Source organism: Mesorhizobium sp. AD1-1 (genome assembly GCF_020164655.1).
Taxonomy (GTDB): Bacteria; Pseudomonadota; Alphaproteobacteria; order Rhizobiales; family Rhizobiaceae; genus Mesorhizobium; species Mesorhizobium ciceri.
This window is the reverse complement of record NZ_JAIUGP010000009.1, coordinates 125,873-146,579: the sequence shown is the minus strand read 5'-3', so window position 1 is coordinate 146,579 and position 20,707 is coordinate 125,873. Positions and strand designations below refer to the sequence as shown.

At 62.2% G+C, this 20,707-nt stretch carries 21 protein-coding genes and 1 tRNA gene; 11 read left to right on the top strand and 11 right to left on the bottom strand.

All coding sequences use genetic code 11. From position 1 onward, the window contains the following. Positions 1 to 16 precede the first annotated feature (16 nt). The 4 genes from LB519_RS18360 (at position 17) to msrB (ending at position 2,777) form a co-directional block, all read left to right on the top strand. A complete protein-coding gene (locus tag LB519_RS18360) occupies positions 17 to 556 on the top strand; it encodes a sigma-70 family RNA polymerase sigma factor (protein WP_013528490.1) in 540 nt (179 codons plus the stop codon). Next, positions 553 to 1,281, top strand: a complete 729-nt coding sequence (locus LB519_RS18355) for an anti-sigma factor domain-containing protein (protein ID WP_224620816.1) — start codon at positions 553 to 555, stop codon at positions 1,279 to 1,281. The genes LB519_RS18360 and LB519_RS18355 overlap by 4 nt, the downstream gene beginning before the upstream one ends. A 221-nt stretch (positions 1,282 to 1,502) precedes the next feature. Beyond that, a complete protein-coding gene (locus LB519_RS18350; RefSeq protein WP_013528492.1) occupies positions 1,503 to 2,060 on the top strand; it encodes a fasciclin domain-containing protein in 558 nt (185 codons plus the stop codon). A 213-nt stretch (positions 2,061 to 2,273) separates the two neighbouring features. Beyond that, positions 2,274 to 2,777 carry a peptide-methionine (R)-S-oxide reductase MsrB gene (msrB, locus tag LB519_RS18345; protein WP_013528493.1) on the top strand — a complete coding sequence of 168 codons (504 nt, stop codon included), beginning with the start codon at positions 2,274 to 2,276 and terminating at the stop codon, positions 2,775 to 2,777. A 198-nt stretch (positions 2,778 to 2,975) separates the two neighbouring features. Here the strand turns inward: msrB and LB519_RS18340 are convergent, their stop codons facing one another. After that, complete coding sequence (locus LB519_RS18340; protein ID WP_013528494.1) at positions 2,976 to 4,571, bottom strand: DHA2 family efflux MFS transporter permease subunit; 1,596 nt, start codon at positions 4,569 to 4,571, stop codon at positions 2,976 to 2,978. A 22-nt stretch (positions 4,572 to 4,593) separates the two neighbouring features. Beyond that, complete coding sequence (locus LB519_RS18335) at positions 4,594 to 5,793, bottom strand: HlyD family secretion protein (RefSeq protein WP_224620815.1); 1,200 nt, start codon at positions 5,791 to 5,793, stop codon at positions 4,594 to 4,596. A 132-nt stretch (positions 5,794 to 5,925) separates the two neighbouring features. Here LB519_RS18335 and LB519_RS18330 point away from each other — a divergent pair, with 132 nt between their 5' ends. Next, the gene (locus tag LB519_RS18330) at positions 5,926 to 6,660 is read left to right on the top strand and encodes a TetR/AcrR family transcriptional regulator (protein WP_013528496.1); all 735 of its coding nucleotides are present in this window, start codon (positions 5,926 to 5,928) and stop codon (positions 6,658 to 6,660) included. Positions 6,661 to 6,751: 91 nt separating this feature from the next. Here the strand turns inward: LB519_RS18330 and yihA are convergent, their stop codons facing one another. The 3 genes from yihA to LB519_RS18315 all read right to left on the bottom strand — a co-directional run bounded on the left by yihA (position 6,752) and on the right by LB519_RS18315 (position 8,485). Further along, a complete protein-coding gene (gene yihA / locus LB519_RS18325; RefSeq protein WP_024502094.1) occupies positions 6,752 to 7,411 on the bottom strand; it encodes a ribosome biogenesis GTP-binding protein YihA/YsxC in 660 nt (219 codons plus the stop codon). Further along, on the bottom strand, positions 7,408 to 8,046 hold the full coding sequence (locus LB519_RS18320; RefSeq protein WP_027161114.1) for a CatB-related O-acetyltransferase: 639 nt from the start codon (positions 8,044 to 8,046) through the stop codon (positions 7,408 to 7,410). Before LB519_RS18320 ends, yihA begins: the two co-directional genes overlap by 4 nt. Before the next feature lie 124 nt (positions 8,047 to 8,170). Further along, positions 8,171 to 8,485: a hypothetical protein gene (locus LB519_RS18315; protein ID WP_024502096.1), complete on the bottom strand. Its 315-nt coding sequence runs from the start codon at positions 8,483 to 8,485 to the stop codon at positions 8,171 to 8,173. A 178-nt stretch (positions 8,486 to 8,663) separates the two neighbouring features. Here LB519_RS18315 and LB519_RS18310 point away from each other — a divergent pair, with 178 nt between their 5' ends. From LB519_RS18310 to LB519_RS18300, 3 genes are read left to right on the top strand one after another with little or no spacing between them, the layout of a single operon-like run. Further along, complete coding sequence (locus LB519_RS18310; protein WP_224620814.1) at positions 8,664 to 9,128, top strand: MarR family winged helix-turn-helix transcriptional regulator; 465 nt, start codon at positions 8,664 to 8,666, stop codon at positions 9,126 to 9,128. Further along, positions 9,121 to 10,413, top strand: a complete 1,293-nt coding sequence (locus LB519_RS18305; RefSeq protein ID WP_127369021.1) for an HlyD family secretion protein — start codon at positions 9,121 to 9,123, stop codon at positions 10,411 to 10,413. The genes LB519_RS18310 and LB519_RS18305 overlap by 8 nt, the downstream gene beginning before the upstream one ends. Then, positions 10,410 to 11,951 carry a DHA2 family efflux MFS transporter permease subunit gene (locus tag LB519_RS18300; RefSeq protein ID WP_064992787.1) on the top strand — a complete coding sequence of 514 codons (1,542 nt, stop codon included), beginning with the start codon at positions 10,410 to 10,412 and terminating at the stop codon, positions 11,949 to 11,951. Before LB519_RS18305 ends, LB519_RS18300 begins: the two co-directional genes overlap by 4 nt. A 185-nt stretch (positions 11,952 to 12,136) precedes the next feature. Here the strand turns inward: LB519_RS18300 and LB519_RS18295 are convergent, their stop codons facing one another. The 4 genes from LB519_RS18295 to rpmH all read right to left on the bottom strand — a co-directional run bounded on the left by LB519_RS18295 (position 12,137) and on the right by rpmH (position 15,205). Then, positions 12,137 to 12,697: a fasciclin domain-containing protein gene (locus LB519_RS18295; protein WP_064992786.1), complete on the bottom strand. Its 561-nt coding sequence runs from the start codon at positions 12,695 to 12,697 to the stop codon at positions 12,137 to 12,139. Between the two features lie 177 nt (positions 12,698 to 12,874). Beyond that, a complete protein-coding gene (yidC, locus tag LB519_RS18290) occupies positions 12,875 to 14,686 on the bottom strand; it encodes a membrane protein insertase YidC (RefSeq protein WP_224620813.1) in 1,812 nt (603 codons plus the stop codon). A gap of 14 nt (positions 14,687 to 14,700) precedes the next feature. Continuing rightward, on the bottom strand, positions 14,701 to 15,054 hold the full coding sequence (gene rnpA / locus LB519_RS18285) for a ribonuclease P protein component (protein WP_013528505.1): 354 nt from the start codon (positions 15,052 to 15,054) through the stop codon (positions 14,701 to 14,703). Positions 15,055 to 15,070: 16 nt separating this feature from the next. Continuing rightward, a complete protein-coding gene (rpmH, locus tag LB519_RS18280) occupies positions 15,071 to 15,205 on the bottom strand; it encodes a 50S ribosomal protein L34 (RefSeq protein ID WP_008833937.1) in 135 nt (44 codons plus the stop codon). Between the two features lie 278 nt (positions 15,206 to 15,483). Between rpmH and LB519_RS18275 the strand changes: the two genes are divergently transcribed. Together LB519_RS18275 and LB519_RS18270 are read left to right on the top strand one after the other, a co-directional pair. Beyond that, positions 15,484 to 16,986: a sensor histidine kinase gene (locus LB519_RS18275; RefSeq protein WP_013528506.1), complete on the top strand. Its 1,503-nt coding sequence runs from the start codon at positions 15,484 to 15,486 to the stop codon at positions 16,984 to 16,986. Between the two features lie 321 nt (positions 16,987 to 17,307). Further along, a tRNA-Arg gene (locus LB519_RS18270) sits at positions 17,308 to 17,384 on the top strand. 36 nt (positions 17,385 to 17,420) lie between these two features. Here the strand turns inward: LB519_RS18270 and LB519_RS18265 are convergent. Continuing rightward, a complete protein-coding gene (locus tag LB519_RS18265) occupies positions 17,421 to 18,053 on the bottom strand; it encodes a hypothetical protein (RefSeq protein ID WP_224620812.1) in 633 nt (210 codons plus the stop codon). 149 nt (positions 18,054 to 18,202) lie between these two features. Between LB519_RS18265 and LB519_RS18260 the strand changes: the two genes are divergently transcribed. Continuing rightward, positions 18,203 to 18,400, top strand: coding sequence for a multiprotein-bridging factor 1 family protein (locus LB519_RS18260; protein ID WP_224620865.1), 198 nt, complete (start codon positions 18,203 to 18,205; stop codon positions 18,398 to 18,400). A gap of 179 nt (positions 18,401 to 18,579) precedes the next feature. Here the strand turns inward: LB519_RS18260 and LB519_RS18255 are convergent, their stop codons facing one another. After that, entirely contained in the window at positions 18,580 to 20,427 is a 1,848-nt protein-coding gene (locus LB519_RS18255) for a class I SAM-dependent methyltransferase (protein ID WP_224620811.1), read from the bottom strand. Between the last annotated feature and the right edge of the window lie 280 nt (positions 20,428 to 20,707).

Here is a 20,707-nt window from a genome sequence, read left to right as displayed (position 1 = left end):
GCCTAATTTGCCTGCAATGACGCCGCAGGACATCACCAAGCTGATCGTTCGGACTTCGATGAAGGATCGGGCCGCGTTCGATCTGCTTTACCGGCAGACCAGCGCGAAACTTTTTGGCGTCTGTCTTCGTGTATTGAACGACCGGGGAGACGCGGAAGAAGCGCTGCAGGAAGTCTTCGTCAAGATATGGACGAAGGCCGACCGTTTTGCTGTTTCCGATCTAAGCCCGATCTCCTGGCTGGTGGCAATCGCGCGCAATCATGCGATCGATCGCATCAGAGCGCGGCGCAAACCCGCCGCCGACATCGATGCCGCGCTCGACGTGGCCGATCCGGCGCCGGGGCCTGAAGCGATGGCGGTGGCGGGCGACGAATCCGAACGTATCCACCATTGTCTCGATGAGCTGGAGAAGGACCGGGCAGCAGCCGTCCGGGGCGCCTATCTCAAGGGCGAGAGCTATGCCGAACTGGCGGAGCGCCATGGCGTGCCGCTGAACACGATGCGTACATGGCTGCGCCGCAGCCTGTTGAAACTCAGAGAATGCCTGGAAAGATGACGCTGGCAGAAGACACAGGACCGGAACGTGGAGGCGACGACCTGCTCGCCGCCGAGTACGTTCTCGGCGTGCTCGATGCCGACGAACGCCAGATCGTCTCTCGCCGCATCGATGCGGATACGGTTTTCGCCCGTCTTGTCGAGGACTGGGAGGTCAGTCTCTCACCGCTTGCCGCCGCCTATCGGGAAGTCGAGCCGCCGGTTTCGGTGAAGACCGCGGTCGACCGCCGCCTGTTCGCTACCGCTGCCGCGGTGAGCAGGCCCGCCGAAGTGCGCGGCGGCCTGTGGTCCAGCCTGGCCTTCTGGCGCGGCCTTGCCGCAGCCGCGGTTGCGGCACTGGCGATTTACATCGCCGTGCCCATTCTCAACCCACCGGTCGAGCAGCCGCAGGCGCGACTCGTCGCTTCGCTGGCCGCCGAAGGCAGCGACGTCAAATATCTTGCCGTCTACGACGCCGCGCATCACGAAGTCGGCCTGTCGCATGTCTCCGGTGAGCGTGCTTCCGGCAAGGACTTCGAGCTGTGGATGATCGAGGGCAAGAACCCGCCGGTCTCGATGGGCGTCATTCCGGCAGGTGCAACGGCGCATATTATCGTCTCGCCGGCGGCCCATCAGAAACTTGCCCAGGGCGCGGTGCTTGCCGTCAGCCTCGAGCCGTCGGGCGGTTCGCCGACCGGACAGCCGACCGGACCGGTGGTCGCCGCTGGCGACCTGAAGAGCATCTGACCGGCTCTTCACCTGAAAAATCACAACAGACTATCATAAGTCTATCCTTCGCTGAACATGCCCATAGACAGCATGTCGGCAGGCGGCCGATGGCTCGGGAAATCCCTCTGCGCCATGGATAAAATCAAAAATCACAATATTTCTGAAACTCGGGCGAGTTTGTTCCGTATCTCCTCGCGTCCCCAAAAATGGGAAGAGAAAAACCCGAGGAGTTCGACATCATGCGTAGATACGCCACCCTTTTGCTCGCCGGTACGATCGCCGTTTCGGCCCTTGCCACCGCCGCCTACGCCGAAAACCCGATGGTTGGCGGCGCCGCCATGTATGCCAACAAGAACATCGTCGAGAACGCCGTGAACTCGAAGGATCACACCACGCTGGTCGCCGCCGTGAAGGCCGCCGGCCTTGTCGAGACGCTGCAGGGCGCCGGTCCGTTCACCGTGTTCGCGCCAACCAACGAAGCCTTCGCAGCCCTTCCGGCCGGTACGGTCGAGACGCTGCTCAAGCCCGAAAACAAGGACAAGCTCACCAAGATCCTGACCTGTCATGTCATCGGCGCCAAGGCGATGGGAGCAGATGTCGCCGCGATGGCCAAGGCTGACGGCGGCACCCACAAGGTCAAGACGGTCGGCGGCTGCGAATTGTCGCTCAAGGCCGACGGCGGCAAGGTCACGGTCACCGACGAGAACGGCAATGTCGCCAATGTGACGATCGCCGATGTCGAACAGTCCAATGGCGTCATCCACGTCATCGACAAGGTTCTTTTGCCCAAGATGTAACAAGGGGCTTGCTGCCGGCGAACTGACGGCAAGGACCCTCCGTCGATTGCACGATCCCGCTCCCGTGATCCGCAATTGGCCCGTGCACTTCGCGCCCGCCTGCATTCGGATGTGGGAGGGCGCGGAGTGTTCGTTCGAGGGGCTACCGTCACCGGCTTTTGATTTCCGCGCGGCGGTGTAGTTTGGCAAAAAGGACATCAGGAGGAACTGGTCATGAACCGTCGCGACTTTCTTTTGAGCGGTGCCGCCGCCATCGGCGTGATCGGGGCCGCGGCAACGATGCTGCGCATGGGCGATCCGCAGGCAGCACAAGCGGCCGAGAGCTTCGAGGTCGTCAAGACCGACGCCGAGTGGAAAGCCATCCTGTCGCCGGCCGCCTTCGACGTGCTGCGCAAGGAAGGCACGGAGTACCCCGGCACCAGCCCGCTGCTCAACGAACACCGCAAGGGCATTTTCGCCTGTGCCGGCTGCGACCTGCCGGTCTATTCGTCGGAGACGAAATTCGATTCCGGCACCGGCTGGCCGAGCTTCTGGCAAGAGATTCCAAAGGCGATCGGCACGACCGTGGACAGGTCGCTCGGCATGACGCGTACCGAGGCACATTGCCGCCGCTGCGGCGGCCATCTCGGCCATGTCTTCGACGACGGTCCGGCGCCGACCGGCCTGCGCCACTGCATCAACGGCGTCGCGCTGACCTTCAAACCGGCCACGGCCTGAGTCCATAGACTCGAATGCAAAAAACTCCGGGCTTGCGGCCCGGAGTTTTTTACGCGGTCAGAGCTTTTCGGGCGTGGACTGGAGGAGCTTCCCGAAACCGCTGCCCACGTATCCTTGTCTTGTCGCAATCTCCAAGGGAAAGCGCTGCGCGCTTTTCCCGGGAAAACCGCCTTACACTTTTCCTGGAATTGCTCCGTATCAGTGCCCCCCACCGCCGCCGCCACCCGGTACGGCCGGCTTGCGGATCAGCATGGTGAACAGGCCAAGCGTCGCAAACAGCACCGTCAGCATGAAGAACACGTCCATGAAGGACAACAGCGCCGCCTGCTGCTGGACCATGCCAGACAACTTGGAGATCGCAGCGCTTGTGGCGTCGAGGCCGGGGGTCTGCTCGAAATTGCGGGTCATGTTCTGCAGCTTGGTCTGCGCGGCTTCACTGCCCCATTGCACATGCTCGGAGAGCCTTGCGTAGTGGAAGGCGTTGCGGTCGATCAGCACGGTGTTGATCAGCGCAAGGCCGACAGCACCACCAAGGTTGCGGGTGAGATTGAACAGGCCTGACGCATTCTTCAGCCGCTCGGGCGGCAAGGTGCCGAGCGCGATGTTGTTGATCGGAACCATGCACAGCATCATCGAACAGCCGCGCAGGATCTGCGGGATGAGCAGCTCATAGAAATCCCAGTCGGCGGTCAGATGCGTCATCCACCAGGTGCCGGTGGCGAAGCCGAAGAAGCCGATCATCATCATCAGGCGCGGGTCCATCTTGTTCGACAGGATGCCCGAGATCGGCGCGGTGAAGAACATCGCCAGGCCGCTGACGAACAAAGCCTCGCCGATCATCATCGAATCGTAGCCGCGGATGCGCCCGAGGAACACCGGGTAGAGATAGGTCAGGCCGTAGAGACCGATGCCGATGACGAACGAGAACAGCGAGCCGAAGGCGAAGTTGATGTTGGTGAAGGCCTTCAGGTCGACGATCGGCTCCTCGGCGGTGAATACGCGCCAGAAGAACAGCACCGCGCCGACGGTCATGACGACGGCGCAGATGAAGACGCCCTGGTCCTGCAGCCAGTCATTGTTGGGGCCTTCCTCGAGCACATATTCCATGCAGCCCAGGAAGGCCGCCATGCCGGCGAGGCCCCACCAATCGAACTTGCTGAACAGCTTGAGGTTAGGCTTGTCGAAGTCGATCAGCGTCCAGGCCGCCGTTGTCACCAGGATGCCGGGCACGACATTGACCAGGAACAGCCAATGCCATGACATGGCATGGCTGATATAGCCACCGACGGTCGGGCCGATGGTCGGCGCCAGCGTCGCCACGAGGCCGATCATCGGCGAGACGACGGCGCGGCGCGAGGGCGGGAAGATGGTGAAGGCAGCGGCAAAGACGCTCGGTATCATGCCGCCGCCGATGAAGCCCTGGACGGCGCGGTAGACGATCATCTGGTCGATGTTGGTGGCGGTCGCCGCCAGCGCACTGGCCGCGGTGAAGCCTGCCGCCGAGATGGTGAACAGCACGCGCGTCGACAGCATCCGGCTGAGAAAGCCCGACAGCGGGATCATCACCACTTCGGCGATCAGGTAGGCGGTCTGCACCCACGGAATTTCGTCGGAGCTGGCGCTCAGGCCGGCCTGGATCTCCGACAGCGAGGCGGAGACGATCTGGATGTCGAGGATGGCCATGAACATGCCGAACACCATCGCCAGGAAGGCGATGACGCGCCGCGTCGAAATGGTGTCAGGCACAGCCGGCCTCGCCGGCGGCGCTCCTGCTGTCAGGGTTGCGGTTGCCATGGCATTGCTCCCCGGCCGCCGCTCAATTCGACGTTGCCACTGAGGCCGACCCGGATGGGGCGGTGCGGCTGTCGACGGCGACGACGACGCTCAGGCCGGCGCGCAGCTTACCGCTCTTCAGCGCATCGGCCGGCACATCGATGCGGACCGGAACGCGCTGCACGACCTTGGTGAAGTTGCCGGTGGCGTTTTCGGGCGGCAGCAGCGAGAACACGGCACCCGAAGCCGGCGCCAGCGACGAAACGGTTCCCTCGAAGTCCTGGCCGTCGGTCGCATCGACCGAGATCCTGACCTTCTCGCCGGGAACCAGCCGGGCAAGTTGTGTCTCCTTGAAGTTGGCGACGATGTAGAGCTTGTCCATCGGCACGATGACGGCGAGCTTCTGGCCGGGGCTGACAAGGTCGCCCTGCTCGACCGAGCGGTTGCCGACGATGCCGTCATATGGCGCCTTGAGCACGGTGAAGGAAAGATCGCGCAGCGCCTTGTCATGGCTGAGCTGCAGGGACGCCAGCGTGCTCGCCGATTCCGCGCGCTGCGCCTGCAGCACGCCGATATTGGCTTGCGCGGCGGCGATCTGTGCGTCGGCGCCGACAAGGGCGGCATCGGCCTGCTGGACCGCGGTCTGGGCGTCGTCCAGCTGCGCCTGCGTGCCGACATGGGTCTTGAGCAGCTGCGAGGCGCGCGCCGCGACCTTGGCTGCGTTGTCGGCCGCGGCCTGGTCGGCGACCTTCTGCGCCTGGGCCTGCTGCAGCGAGGCGCGGGCCGCGTCGGTCTGGGCGTCGATACGGTCGAGCGTCTTGCTCAAGGTGGCGATCTGCGCCTCGGCCTGGGCGACGGCAATCTTGTAATCGCCGTCATCGACGACGAGCAGCGGATCGCCGGCCTTGACCAGCTGGTTCTCGCTGACCTTGACCTGATCGACATAGCCGGAAATCTTGGGCGAGATGAACGCCATGTCCGCCTGGACATAGGCATCGTCCGTCGAGATCATGAAGCGGCCCGTTGTCCAGTAGTCGTACCCATACCAGGCGCCGGCGCCCAGCAAGGCAACACCGATGACCGGCAGCAGGAAGGAACGCACCGAACGCTTCTTCTTGGCCGGAGCCTCTGCCGGCGGCGACGAGACGGGCTGGACAGGTACTTCCGGTGCTTCCGTCGCCGGCGCAACCTTGGCGTTGGGGAAGGGACGGACTTCGGCAGTGTTCGGCGCGTTCGAGGACATGACATCTCTCTAAAGTTATAATATAATACTGAACCGTTCGGTTCGATCCGGCCGTTGACATAGCGCGTAAAGAGGACCATATCAAGGGCAATCGAACCGCTTGGTTCGAATTATTTTCGAGGTGTGACTTTCATGGCCGAGACCCCGCCCAATGTCGAAAACGAGTCGTGTGACGACCTGTTGGAAAGCTTGCGTCGTGGCCGCCCGGCCGCGGGGCAGGATCCGGCCAAGCGCAGCCAGATCATCGACGGCGCCCGTCGTGTCTTCATCGACAAGGGCTTCGAAGCCGCCTCGATGAACGACATCACCCGCGAGGCCGGCGTCTCCAAGGGTACGATCTACGTCTACTTCGCCAACAAGGAAGAGCTGTTCGAGGCGCTGATCGAGGAAGAGCGCGGCACCATCTTCAAGAACATGTATGACGTGCTGGACAATGCCGACAACCTGCGCGAGACGCTGGTGAAGTTCGGCAAGGTGCTGGCTCTCAAGATCACGTCGGCCAAGGTCGTCCAAGCGCAGCGCACGGTGATCGGGGCATCAGACCGGATCCCCGACATGGGCGCGCGTTTTTACGAGCGCGGTCCCAAGCGTGGCCACGACAAGGTCGCGGCCTTTCTCAATGCCGCCATCGAGCGCGACCTGCTGCGCATCGACGATGTCGATCTTGCCGCCTATCAGTTCACCGAACTGTGCCTGGCCGGTCTGTTCCGCCAGTGCATCTTCGCCTACCGCACCAAGGCCCCGACCCAGGACGAGATCGACCACATCGTCAGGTCAGGCGTCAGCATGTTCCTGAAGGCCTACGGCACCGAAAGGCTTGTGGCGGAAGAAGGCCATCAGACGATTGCTATCGAGGCCAAGCCCTAGCCAGACCATGCTCTAACTCTTTGTTTAGACGCAATTCTGGACGGAAAACCGCTTCACACTTTTCCTAGAATTGCTCTAAGGTGCGGATGCTTTAGCCGCCATTGGCGGCAAGCACGATGGCTGCCTGCAATTCCTGAAGGCCCTCGGCCTTTTCAGAAGAGGTGGCCAGCACGAACGGGAACGCCGCCGGCCGCTTCTTGATCTTTGCCAGCGTCTCCTCGATCAGCCTCGGCACGCCGGCAGTCTTGATCTTGTCGGTCTTGGTCAGCACGATCTGGTAGGACACCGCCGCCTTGTCGAGCAGCGACAGCACTTCGTCGTCCTTGGCCTTGATGCCATGACGGGCGTCGATCAGCACATAGACGCGTTTCAGCGTGACCCGGCCCTTGAGGTAATCGAAGACCAGCTTGGTCCACTCGTCGACCTTCTCCTTGGGCGCGGTGGCGTAGCCGTAGCCGGGCATGTCGACCAGCGCCAAGGGCGGCAGGTCGGCGCCCTCGCCCGAAAATCCATCCGGCACGAAATAGTTGAGCTCCTGCGTGCGCCCCGGCGTGTTGGAAGTGCGCGCCAGCCCCTTCTGGTTGACCAGCGCATTGATCAGCGACGACTTGCCGACATTCGAGCGGCCGGCAAAGGCGATTTCCGGCGGCCCTTCCGGTGGCAGGAACTTCATCGCCGGCACGCCGCGGATGAATATCCACCCTCGCGTAAACAGTTCGGTGCCGATTATGCTGCTGTTCAGAGCGTTCAAGCTGCTGCCTCCAGAAGAGAAATATTGGCACCCCGGATAGCATCGAGGTTGCGGCTGACCTTGTCTACCGGCCAGTCCCACCACGCCACCGCCAGCAGCCGCCTGATTGTCCGGTCGTCGAAACGCATCTTTACCACCTTGGCCGCGTTGCCGGCGACGATCGCATAGGGCGGCACGTCGTGCGTCACCACCGATTTCGCAGCGACGATGGCGCCGTGGCCGATTTCCACCCCGGGCAGGATCACCGCCTCCATGCCGATCCAGACGTCGTTGCCGACGATGGTGTCGCCGCGCACCTCCTTCGACCAGGTCGCCGGATCAAAACCCTTTTCCCAGCCATGGCCGAAAATATTGAACGGATAGGTCGAAAAGCCGGACATGGCGTGGTTGGCGCCGTTCATGATGAAGCGCGCGCCCTCGGCGATGGCGCAGAACCTGCCGATGATCAGCTTGTCGCCTATGAACGGATAGTGATGCAGGACGCATTTCTCGGCGAATTTGTCCGGCCCGTCGGGGTCGTCATAATAGGTGAAGTCGCCGATCTCGATGTTCGGCGCGTTCACCAGTCCCTTGAGGAAGCCGACGCGGGTATGCATCGGGATCGGGTGCTTGATGTCTGGGTTGGGTCCGTCCATGTCGAAATCCGTCAGAGAAATGGCCGCCAGGTGCATCCGAAACTCGAATGCGCCCGTTCAAAATAGCGTGATCCGCCCTATAGCACCAATCGGGCGACGAGCGAGCTTTCCTTGACGGCCTTGCTCATTTGCTGCCGCGGCAAATCACGATCGGATCGGACAGCGCACTGTCGAAACCGCTGCCCTGATAGACGGTGACATTCGTGGCGCCGGGCGGCAGCATGAAGCTGCCTTCGACGATTTTCTGGTCGCCGGCCGGCATGTGGAGAGCCCAGCTATAGGTGCAAAACTGAGGCGGCGCCTGGGGTTCGACGTGGCTGCAGTTCAATTGCGCGCCACCCAGCATGGCGGCGCCGCCGCAACTGACGGCGCCCTTTGCGAGCGCAATGCCCGGCCATCCCGCAATGGCCGCCACGGTCGCGATCTTCAGCCAATTCATCGTCGTATCCTTGCCCGGCAACAGCCCGCTACCTGAGCCTTTGGGTGGGTCGCAGCCCATGCGTCATTTTTTCCAGGCGGGCTTAGTCCGTCTTGCGCACCGCGTCCAGCAAGATTATGTGCATGATGATAATAAGCATGCTCACTAACAGTCGCGCCGAAAAACTCCAGTACCTCCCATGCCATCGTCACCCAACATCAGCTTCGTGCTGCACGATGTCGCGCGCCTGCTTCGAAAGCGGTTCGAGCAGAGGTCGCGGGCATCGGGGCTGACCCGCGCCCAGTGGCAGGTGCTGGCCTATCTCAGCCTGCATGAAGGCATCCACCAGAACAAACTGGCGGACCTGATCGAGATCACGCCGATCACGCTCGCCCGGCTGCTCGACAAGACGGAAGCAAGCGGCTTCATCGAGCGCCGGCCCGATCCCGCTGACCGCCGGGCATGGCTGCTGTACCTGAAGCCGCAAGCCCATCCGCTGATCGAAATCATGCGCGGCAATGGGCGGAAGACGCGTGACGAGGCCTTTGTCGGCCTTTCCGCGGATGCGCAACTGCATCTGCTGCAAACCCTATCCCTCATCAAATCCAATCTGCTCGCGGCTTGCGCCCAGCCTGCCGCCGACCGGGAGAAAACACATGGCTGAATCAACCTCACCAAAGAAGCCTGTCGAAGAAGACGGATCCGCCGCCGACCGGGCGCGCGACCAGGTCATCCGGCTGGACAGCGAACGCGAGCAAAGGCGAGCCAGCACCGTCATCGACAATGACGAGCTCGAAGCACCGGTCGCCCTGGAGCCGGCGGCGCTCGAGGCTCCGTCCAAGGAGCCACGCCAGGCCGGGGTTGCGGTGGCGCCTCCGGCGCCGGTCAAGCCCAAGCGCGGCCGGGCACGGCCGATCCTGTTTGCCCTGCTTCCGTTCGCGCTGGTCGTCGGCGGCTATTACTACGTCATCGGCGGCCAGGTCATGACGACCGACAATGCCTACATCCAGGCGCAGTCGCTCGGCGTTTCCACCGATGTCTCCGGCACTGTGTCCGAGATCGACGTGCACGAGAACGAGGCGGTGAAGAAGGACCAGGTGCTTTTCCGGTTGCGGCCGGCCTCTTTCGAAACCGCTCTTGCCGCCGCCCAGGCACAGCTCGGCACAGTGCGCAACCAGGTGCTGACCTTGCAGGCGAGCTACCAGCAGTCGCAGGCGCTGATCGAGCAGGCGCAGGCCGACATCCCCTATTACGAGGCCGCTTTCCAACGCCAGCAGGATCTGCTCAAGACCTCCACCTCCTCGAAGGCGACCTTCGACAGCGCCCAGCACGACCTCGTCGCCGCCCGCCAGAAAGTGTCCGTTGCCCAAGCGCAGGCACAGGCGACGCTTGCCCAGCTCGGCGGCGACGCCAGCCAGCCGGTGGAGAAGAACCCGTTCTATCTCCAGGCGCAGTCGGCGGTGGACGACGCCCAGCGCAACCTTGCCGATTCCATCGTCAAGGCGCCATTCGACGGCATCGTCACCAATGTCGACGCGCTTCAGGTCGGCAAGTACCTGCCGGCTTCGCAGCCGGCGTTCAGCCTGATTTCGGCGACCGAGCTGTGGATCGCGGCGGAGCCTAAGGAAACCGAACTGACCTATGTGCGGCCGGGACAGACGGCGACGATCAGCGTCGACAGCTATCCCGGTGCCGTCTGGCACGGCAGAGTCGCCTCGATCAGCCCGGCGTCGTCGTCGAGCTTCTCGCTGCTTCCGGCGCAGAACACCACCGGCAACTGGGTCAAGGTCGTGCAACGCATTCCGATGCGCGTGACGGTGGACGATCTCCAGGGCAAGCCGCCGCTGCGCGGCGGGATGAGCGTCGTGGTCGGCATCGATACCGGCCATGCGCGCGGCCTGCCGGACTTCGTGACGGACCTCCTCGGTCGGTTCGGACAAAAGTCATGACCGGCGCGTCCGCGACAGGTGGCGTGGTCGCCAATCGCGGCGCCATCACCGCCTGCGTGATCCTGGCCGTGATCATGCAGGCGCTGGACACCACCATCGCCAATGTGGCGCTGCCCTATATCCAGGGCAGCGTTTCGGCAAGCGCCGACCAGATAAACTGGGTGCTGACGTCCTACATCGTCGCGGCGGCCGTCATGACGCCGCCTTCGGGCTATCTTGCCAATCGCTTCGGCCGCAAGCGCATCCTGCTGATCTCGATCACCGGCTTCGTCGTCGCATCGGTGCTGTGCGGCTTCGCGCAGTCGCTGCCGCAGATCGTCGGCTTCCGCCTGCTGCAAGGCCTGTTCGGCGCAGCCCTGGTGCCGCTGGCGCAGAGCATCCTGCTCGACATCTACAGCGTCGAGGAACGCGGCTCGGCGATGGCGCTGTTCGGCGTTTCGGTGATGGTCGGGCCGGTGCTCGGGCCGGTCATCGGCGGCTGGCTGACCGAGAATGTCAGCTGGCGCTGGGTGTTCTACATCAACGTACCGATCGGGGCCCTGGCTTTCGCCGGCGTCTCGATGTTCGTCCAGGAAACCAAGACGGACCTCAAGGCCAGGCTGGACTGGCTGGGCTTCGGCATGCTCAGCGTCACCATCGCGTCGCTGCAGATGTTCCTCGATCGCGGCGAGCAGCTCAACTGGTTCTCGTCGTCCGAGATCATCGTCGAGGCGCTGATCTGCGCGTCGGCCTTCTACATCTTCCTCGTCCACACCTTCACCGCCAAAAACACCTTCGTGAACCCGCGGCTGTTCCTCGACAGGAATTTCGCCGTCGGCATGATCTTCATCTTCATCATCGGCATCACCTATCTGGCCTCGCTGGCCCTGATGACGCCCTATCTGCAGACGCTGATGGGCTATCCGGTGGTGACGGCCGGCATCGTCATGGGGCCGCGCGGTCTCGGCACCATGGCTTGCATGTTCCTGGTCGGCAGGCTGATCGGCAAGGTGGACACACGCTGGCTGCTTCTAACCGGCCTGCTGGTCACCGCCTGGGCGATGTACGACATGACCGGCTGGACGCCTGACGTCTCGCAATGGACGATCATCAGCACCGGCTTCATCCAGGGCGCGGGCCTGGGTTTCCTGTTCGTGCCGCTGACCACCATCACCTTCGCCACGCTGGCGCCGGAGCGGCGCGCGGAAGGCACAGGCCTTTACAATCTGTCACGAAACATCGGCTCCAGCGTCGGCATATCGGTGGTCACCGCGCTGTTGACGCAGAACGTGCAGATCAACCACGCCAACATCGCCACCTATGTGACACCCTACAACCAGGCGTTCAGCAATCCGGCGATCTTCCAGGCAATGGATCCCTACAGCGCCGCGGGCCGCGCCGCGCTCGACGGCGTGGTCACGCTGCAGGCCACGATCATCAGCTATATGAACGACTTCAAGCTGATGATGATCCTGTCGCTTGCCGCCATTCCGCTGGTTCTGTTGCTGCGCAAGCCGGCGACTCCGGCCAAGATCGACCACAGCGCCGTGATGGAGTGACGACGCTCGAAACTTATCCGGCTGCACAGGCAACAGCCAAAAAGAAACCGGGGTCCTGTGAGGGACAGGACCCCGGCCGATGCCGATACGACTTCCCAAGAAACATGGCACCTCGTCATGAGGCGGGGATAGCAGGCCCGAGAAAGCCCCAACGGACCTGCCTTGATCCCCTTTGCCGAAAGCCGTTACTTCGGCAACAACACCTTGTTGACGACATGGATGACGCCGTTCGACTGGTTGACGTCGGCGATCGTCACTCGCGCCTCGCCGCCTGACTCATCCATGATGTAGAGCTTGCCCTTCTTGACTTCGGCGGTCAGCGTGTCACCGGAGACGGTCTTCATCTCGTACTTGCCGCCCATCGCCTTGGCCTTCTTCATCATCTCGGCGCCGGAGATCTTGCCGGCCACGACATGCGCGGTCAGCACCTTGGTGAGCTTGCCCTTGTTCTCCGGCTTCAGCAGCGTGTCGACGGTGCCCTTGGGCAGTTTCGCAAACGCTGCGTTGGTCGGGGCAAAGACGGTGAACGGGCCAGCGCTTTGCAGCGTGTCGACCAGGCCGGCAGCCTTGACCGCAGCGACCAGCGTCGTGTGGTCCTTCGAATTGACGGCGTTCTCGACGATGGTCTTGGTTGTGTACATCGGCGCGCCGCCGACATTCGGGTTCTTGGCATAAGCGGGCGCGGCAATCGCCACGCCGGCGACGAGTGCGGAAAGGGCGATGATCCTGAATGACGGCAAGCGCATGTGGTCTTCCTCCGTGTGAGGGCTGATCGGAATTGATAGCCTTTGGAAACGCACAGGCAGTCACGCCGCCGAGGGGGCGCAAGTTTCGCCGATCACGGGAACGTGATGCCGGAGCTGCTTAAACGAAAAGCCCCGCGCGAGGCGGGGCTTTGAAGGCTGGAGAAAGCGCTGCGCCTTCTACTCGGCCGGTGATGGTTTCTTTCGGAACAGCGCGACCAGATTGTCCCACAGCTCGATCTTGGCGCCCTGGCGCTTCATGATGATGCCCTGCTGGAGGATCGACAGCGTGTTGTTCCAGGCCCAGTAGATGACCAGGCCGGCCGGGAAACCCGCCATCATGAAGGTGAAGATGACAGGCATCCAGGTGAAGATCGCCGCCTGCGTCGGATCCGGCGGCGTCGGGTTCATGCGCATCTGCAGGAACATGGTGACGCCCATGATCAGCGGCCAGACGCCGATCATCAGCATGTGCGGCAGGGTGACCGGGATCAGGCCGAACAGGTTGAACAGCGACGTCGGATCGGGCGCGGCCAGATCCTGGATCCAGCCGAAGAACGGCGCGTGCCGCATTTCGATGGTGATGTAGAGCACCTTATAGAGCGAGAAGAAGACCGGGATTTGCAGCGCCACCGGCCAGCAGCCGGCAAGCGGGTTGATCTTCTCGGTCTTGTACAGCTCCATCATCGCCTGCTGCTGCTTCATCTTGTCGTCCGCGTATTTCTCGCGGATCTCGAGCATTTTCGGCTGCACCTTCTTCATGTTCGCCATCGACGCGTACGACTTGTTGGCGAGCGGATAGAAGATGGCCTTGACGATGACGGTGGTGGCGAGAATGGCCAGGCCGAAATTGCCGAAGAATTTGTAGAGCGTGTCGATCAGCCAGAACATCGGCTTGGTGATGAAGTGGAACCAGCCCCAGTCGATCAAAAGGTCGAACCGCTTGATATGACGGTCTTCCGCATAGGCGTTGATCTTGCCGACTTCCTTGGCGCCCGCGAAGATCTCGCTCTCCACCGTCGCCGACTGGCCGGCATCGACGGTGATCGGGTCGGTGAGGAAGTCGGACTGGTAGCGATGGCGGCCGTCCTCGAAATAGGCATAGCGCGGCTGGAACGGCTGCTTCTCGGTCGGCACCAGCGTCACCGCCCAGTATTTGTCGGTGATGCCGAGCCAGCCGTCGGTCGACTTGCCCGGCGTGAACTGCTTGTCCTTCTCGATGGACGCGTATTTGTGTTCCTGCAGGCCTTCCGTGCCGGTGAAGCCGATCAGGCCCTCATGCAGCACATAGGTGCTTGCAACGAGCGGCTTGTCGAAGCGGGTGACACGGCCGTAATTGGACAGCGAGACGGCGGCCGTGCCGGCATTCTGCACCGTGTCGGACACCGTGAACATGTAGTTGGTGTCGACGGAAAAGGTGCGCTTGAAGGTCAGGCCCTTGTCGTTCGAATAGGTCAGCGTGACCGGGGTCGTCGGCGTCAGTGTCGCATTGCCGTCGACAGCCCACACTGTTTCGGGACCGGGCACCGCGCCGGTCTTGTCGTTGCCGACGAAGCCGATCTCGGCATAGTAGCCATTGGGCAGTGCCGCCGGGTTGAGCAGGCTGATCTCGGGCGAGTTCTTGTCGACCGTCTCGGTGTAGTGCTTGAGCTTGAGGTCGTCGAGACGGGCACCGGTCAGGTTGATCGAACCCTCGAGGCTCGGCGTGTCGATCTTCACGCGGGTCGTCGTGGCGAGCGCCTGTTCGCGGCCGGCCGGCGTCACGGCATCGGTGCCGGGTGCGTTGGGAATGGCGCCAGGGGCGGCGGGCGTTCCGGTGTCGGTACCGGGATTGGTGCCGGCGGCCTTCTTCTGCTCCTCGACGCGCTGCTGTTCGACGCGGGCGGCCTCGCGCTGCGCTTCGCTGCGCGGCAACACATAAAAATATTGCCATACCGCCAGGATCAGCACCGACAGCGCGATGGTGATGAAGAAGTTCCGGTTGTTTTCCATCGAAAGCCCTTGGCCTATCGTGTTCCGCGCAGTCGGCGGGAGAGTTCGGCCTTCAATTGGCCGAACGGAGTGGTAAGCACGTCTTCGCGCCCGACGATGACATAGTCATTGCCAGGCGCCATGTCACTTGCCGCATGCGTACGGACGGCTTCTCGCAGCCGCCGCCGGACGCGGTTGCGGACAACCGCATTGCCGACCTTCTTGGTGACGGTGTAGCCGACGCGCGGCGACAGGCCGTCGCCGCGGTCGAGAACTTCGACGAGAAAAAGCCGCCCGCGTCGTTTTTCACCACGACGGACAGCCAGGAATTCCGCGCGCTTCAGAAGCCGCTTGGGATTTGGTCCCACTGGCTTGCCGGATGCGGGCAACGATCTCGTCTTCCGTTCAGGCGCTGAGCCGCTTGCGACCGCGGTTGCGGCGAGCTGCGACGACGCCGCGACCACCCTTGGTGGCCATGCGGGCACGAAAGCCGTGCCGACGTTTGCGGACGAGTTTGGACGGTTGGTAGGTACGCTTCATTTGTTTTAATACCGCGGGGTGCGGCCCTTCTTGATTCTGTCACTGTGTAACAGGAGCTTTGCCGGGCCGGCTTTGGCGCGATCGAAACCGCGCCGGGACGAATGGCCCGAGCGTGTGCGGGCTTATAGAAAGAAGGCTTTTGGAAGTCAATCCGGAGTCGTCGGGCCGAAAGCTTCGCCATTCAGGCCGGTTTATGTTTGCGACCAAGGATGAAATTGGCAAAAAAGCCGTAATCGCCTAATCTGCGTTGATCAAGTGATCGTGAAGACATTAGCCGCATGAGCGAAACCATACAGGCCCAGGAAGGGATCGGCACGGCGGGGTCCACCGAGGCGCCGGCCAGCGTGCGCACGGTTCCGCTGTCGCGCGGCCTGTCGACCAAGCTGCTGCTGCTGACCATCGTCTTCGTGCTGCTGGCCGAAGTGCTGATTTTCCTGCCTTGGATCGCGAGCTACCGGCTGAACTGGCTGAAGGAGCGGCTGAGCACGGCGGCGGCGGTGTCGATCGTGCTGGTGCAGGGTGAACCCACCTCGCTGTCGCGCACGGCGCAGAACGACGTGCTGATGGCGATCGGCGCCAAGGCGATCGCGGTGCGCGACGGCGGCGTCTCGCGGCTGCTGGTGGTGGCCGAAATGCCGCCGAAGGTCGACGAACACATCGATATCGCCTCGATCGGCATGATCAAGGGCATGACCGGCGCGCTCGACACGTTGTTTTTCGGCGGCGACCGTATGCTGCGCGTCTTCGGTCCGGTCGGCGACTCGGACAAGGAGTTCGAGCTGATCATGCCCGACAACAGCCTGCGCAACGCGATGCTGCGCTATTCGCGCAACGTCGCCTTCGTCTCGCTGCTGATCTCGCTGTTCACCGCCATGCTGGTCTACGCCGCCATCGACCTGATCATGATCGGGCCGATCCGGACGATGACGCGCTCGATGCTGTCTTTCTCCGAAGCCCCTGACGATCCCGGGCGGATCATCCATCCGGCTGCCCGCGCCGACGAGATCGGCGTTGCAGAGCGCGAGCTGTCGCAAATGCAGGAACGGCTGCAAAAAATGCTCTCCGAGCAGAAGCATCTTGCCGATCTCGGCCTGGCGGTTTCCAAGATCAACCATGACATGCGCAACATCCTGGCTTCGGCGCAGCTGATGTCGGACCGCTTGCGTCAGGTCAAGGATCCGACGGTGCAGGCCTTCGCGCCGAAACTGCTGCGCGCGCTCGACCGCGCCGTGTCTTATTCCGAAGGCGTGCTTCACTACGGCCGCACGCAGGAGCCGCCGCCGGCGCGCCGACGCCTGAGGCTGCGGCAACTGGTCGAGGACGTGCACGGCCTGCTGGACATCGAGCAAGGCATCGAGTTCGTCAATTCGGTCGAGCCGGCCTTCGAGGTCGATGCCGATTCCGACCAGTTGTTCAGGGTGCTGACCAATCTGTGCCGGAATTCCGTGCAGGCGATGGCGGCCGACAGTGAAAGCGCCCTGGTGCGCCGCCTGGCGGTGTCGGCCGTGCGCCTGGGCAGCGTCAGCCGCATCGCCGTCAGCGACACCGGCCCCGGCCTGCCGCCCAAGGCGCGCGAAAACCTGTTCGCGGCCTTTCGCGGCTCGGCGCGCAGCGGCGGCACCGGCCTTGGCCTGGCGATCGCGCACGAACTGATCCGCGCGCATGGCGGCACGGTCGAGCTGGTCGAGAGCATTGGCGGGCGCACCACATTCGCCGTCACCATCCCCGACCAGCCGGTCCGGCTCGACCAGGCCCGCAACGGCCTGCGCCGCCCGGCCTGAGGTCTTGACCGGTTTCGCTTGGCAACACCTAGCTTTTCGGTCTCACCCCTTCCTTCCAGAAACATGTCGCCCGCGAAACGGCCTTTTGCCCTGAGAGGCCGGCATGCATGGAAAGCGCATCGTCTGAACCACCCAGACACGATGCGCTTTGGTTGTTTTGAGGCGCCGAGAAGCGAGCGGTCATTGCCGGATGACACGCCTGCGACAAAACTTTTGCCGGATCGGCTTGCTTTTCGGAAATTCAGTCGCTAGGGAACACGTCTCGTCGCGACCGGTCGTTCACGATCGGATCGCGGGGTCATGGAAAGCATGGCCTGTTGCGCGCCCGTAGCTCAGCTGGATAGAGCACCAGACTACGAATCTGGGGGTCAGGAGTTCGAATCTCTTCGGGCGCGCCATTCCATCTAACTGATTTCACTAAGCTTTTTGGCATATCAGGTGGGGCGGCGCCGGCTTGATTTTACAAATTCAGCCGGTTTTTCAGCCGGTTTTGGAAAAGCGGATGTTTCCGCGCACGATGTCGCAGTTTGGCGTGTATGCTTCGCAGTCGATTCCGCCTCCACAGAATCTATGAGTTGGGCTGCCTGTTTCAGATGCGCCGCTATATCAGCGCGGGTAGCGGAGCGGTTCGACTCGCATAGCGGTAACTCGCCCGCAATGGCTTTCAGATCGCGCAGTACGGACGCGATGTGTGGCCATGGGAAATCGGTCGGATCGCCGATGTCCCGGTCTGCCCCGACGATCACTTCCAACTTGGCCAAGATGCCAGCTAGGGAAAGAGCTGCAACCTCTGGAAGCGCATCCTGAAGTTTGAGCGCCTCGGTCATGGCTAGGACTTCGGCCTCCTGAGCGAGAGCGTATTGGCGGACGCCGTCTGGAGCGATCACTGGCGTGGGCTGCTGTCTGATCTCGCCTGTGGTCAATGCCTGAATTCCGGTATTGTGGATGATTCTTGTCTCCAACCGCTGCTGTACCCTGCAAAGCACCAGAGACGTGTGTTGGGCACGACGCCATGCGGCCCAAAGGCCCAATGCAGGGTCATGTTTTGTTACTGTTGATTGCGCCATCCTGGATTCCTCCAATTCGACACGGCGAGGTCGTATCTGAATTTAAGATACCTGGAAATCAGATATAATTGAAGCCCTCATCTGGAACCGGATGAGGCATACCTGTGGTCAAAACGCTCGGAACGCAGCGCCACCAATCCTTGATCGCGATGCTGATTGAAAGGCGTGAGGCTAGTGGGATGACTCAGACCGAGCTCGCCGCGAGGCTAGGCGAATACCAGTCGTTTGTGGCTCGGCTCGAAAGCGGCCAGCGCCGCGTCGACGTAGTTGAATTCATCGATCTGGCGAAGATCCTGGGGTTCGACCCTTCTGCAGCCATCAAGAGATTGGCAGCAGAGCCAAACTGAATCCTGGCTAAAGTCGTCCGAGCCGCTCGCGAGCGCGCCATTCAATAGCGCGGTAGCGAGCGAGCGGCGGCTTGCGCCTCATCTCCGCCATTCGGCTGCACTTCACGGGCACCTCGGAAGCAGCACGGGCACAGGCGTTCCGCAGGTCCTGGGAGAAGAACCAGCCTGAAGGGCCGCACTTACCGGACTACCTCATCGGTTTTCGCCGATTCTTCCCCGGATATTCCGGGCGAGAGGTCCTCGCGGGGCTTCAGGTCGCTCATCGGGAAGTTGCTGCTCTCGCCGACCACGTGGCACCCGTAGAGAAAATCCTCACCAAACCAGCGTTTTTCCTTCACAATGCCGTCTAGCGCGAACCGGAACGTCAACTGCGCGGAGATGTCTTCCCAATCCTCGGGCGTCAGGTGGAGAGCCGAGAGCCAATCGTAGACGTACCGGCACTCGTCGAAGGCGATGACGTCCATAAACATCGGCGTCCGCTTACCCTCGGCGATGTATCGGAAACGCTTCGTCTCGCGAACGTTTGGGTGCGCCGGATAGGCCAACTGGGCGAACGCGGGATAAAAACCGATCTCTATGGTTGGCACATCACAGAGGAACGGCATGCGGCTGCGATAGGGGAACTCGGCGATTCGCTGCATCGCGTCGGACCAGAGCGCCGTATCGTTTCGCCATGCGTAAAAGATCGCCATAAGCTCGTCGAACGGCCTGCCCGGGGTCTTGCCGCCCATGGCTTTCCGCCAATCGGTCACCAGCTTTCCAGCTTCCTCTGGCACGGGCCCGAAGTTCACATCGACCGAATAAGCCCCGCAGGCGGCCAGCGTCCAAAGCAGGGAGTACTGTTCCGGGTCAATGATCGCGTTGCCATCCAAAGGGGGGAAAGCTTCATCCAGCAATAGATCGCTGTTGCCGTTCTCGGCGACAGCGGCATGACTCGGATCGCACTCATCCACTTGGGGATGGCTCGCGGCGGGGTCTTCAACCTCGTGCTTGTCCGGCGCGTCTTCGGATAATTGAACTGCCTTCTCATTGAAACGCACAAGGCGTTTGCCCCGCTCAACCGCAGCTTTGAGGTCTGGCTGGAATGCCACCTTGTATAAGTCACCGCCGGCCAGTCGCGCCGTAGGGGCCACGATCGTCGCCATATCCATCAGGGCGCGCGTAATGAACATCCCGTAGTGGAACTCAAAGTCCGACTTCACCACGTCCGTAAAGTCCGGGCAGGAGTCTTCCTCGGCCTCCATGCCATCGGCATCGAACACCTCCGGGGTTTCTGGGGGCAGGTTGAAGCAAAGACCGTCCGATCTCGCACCCTCGACGCTGCCGCCCTTCGAGCTTTCGAGGAAACCCTTCGGGTAGAGGTACGCCCCAATGAGGAAGGCGTGCCTGTCGAGCTCGGCAGGCTGAGAGATGTCAGGGCGAGCGAAGTTGCTCACCAGCACACCAAGCGGCGCCAGCGCGGAATGCCTGAACATCGTCATCAGGACGCGGGCAGTCGCGGAGCTTTTGCTCGGCAAGGGACCACACGCATCGAAGTAGACGATGTCGAACCGATGCGGTGTGTTAATGAAGTAATCCTCAATGGTAATGGGAATGAACTTGACACCGCGCCTCTTCCGATTACGGAGCGATCCCCATCCCTTGGCCGCCGCGTTCTTATCGATCTCAAATGCCCAGATGTTTTCTGCGCGCACGCCCAGTTCAAGGAACACGTCGAGATCATTCTCGGGTTCTGGACCTGCGAGGTAGGCGACGGTGATGTCGGCTGGGGTCCGTGTCCCGATTGCGGCGGCACGGAAAATCCGCCACGAGTTTAAGTCCTCCGGGTCGCACGCAGTGCCAGCCTCCACGTCTCCGAAGCCTTTACTCTTCAGCAGCGCGTCGCGTACGCGTTCGGGATGGTCGGCCGGAACGATGGCGGCCGCGTCGCGGCGCGAGGTCACGAGCTCGACGGCGTGGATCAACGCACGGCGGCGCGCCAGCATCTTGGTTGCCTGGTCGTAGGAAGGATGCTGGGTGTGGGACATCGAGAGAACCTGAAGGCGTGGCGACTGAAGCGAGGCGAACACCTAGGATCAATTCGCCAAAATCAGACAGAATGTCTTTGGCGCGCCTCGCAACTTGCAAATTCTTGCGCAAATTCAATTGTTAAAAGGCACACGACACATTGTCCAGTTCGGTCGCAACGTGCGAAATAGCCCGAAAATTCCAGCAAAAACAACCAACCGACCGGCGCGCAATGTGCGCCCTTTTATCCTGCCATCCTACTCGGTCGTATTTTGGGAGAATTGATTGCCATCGTCGTTC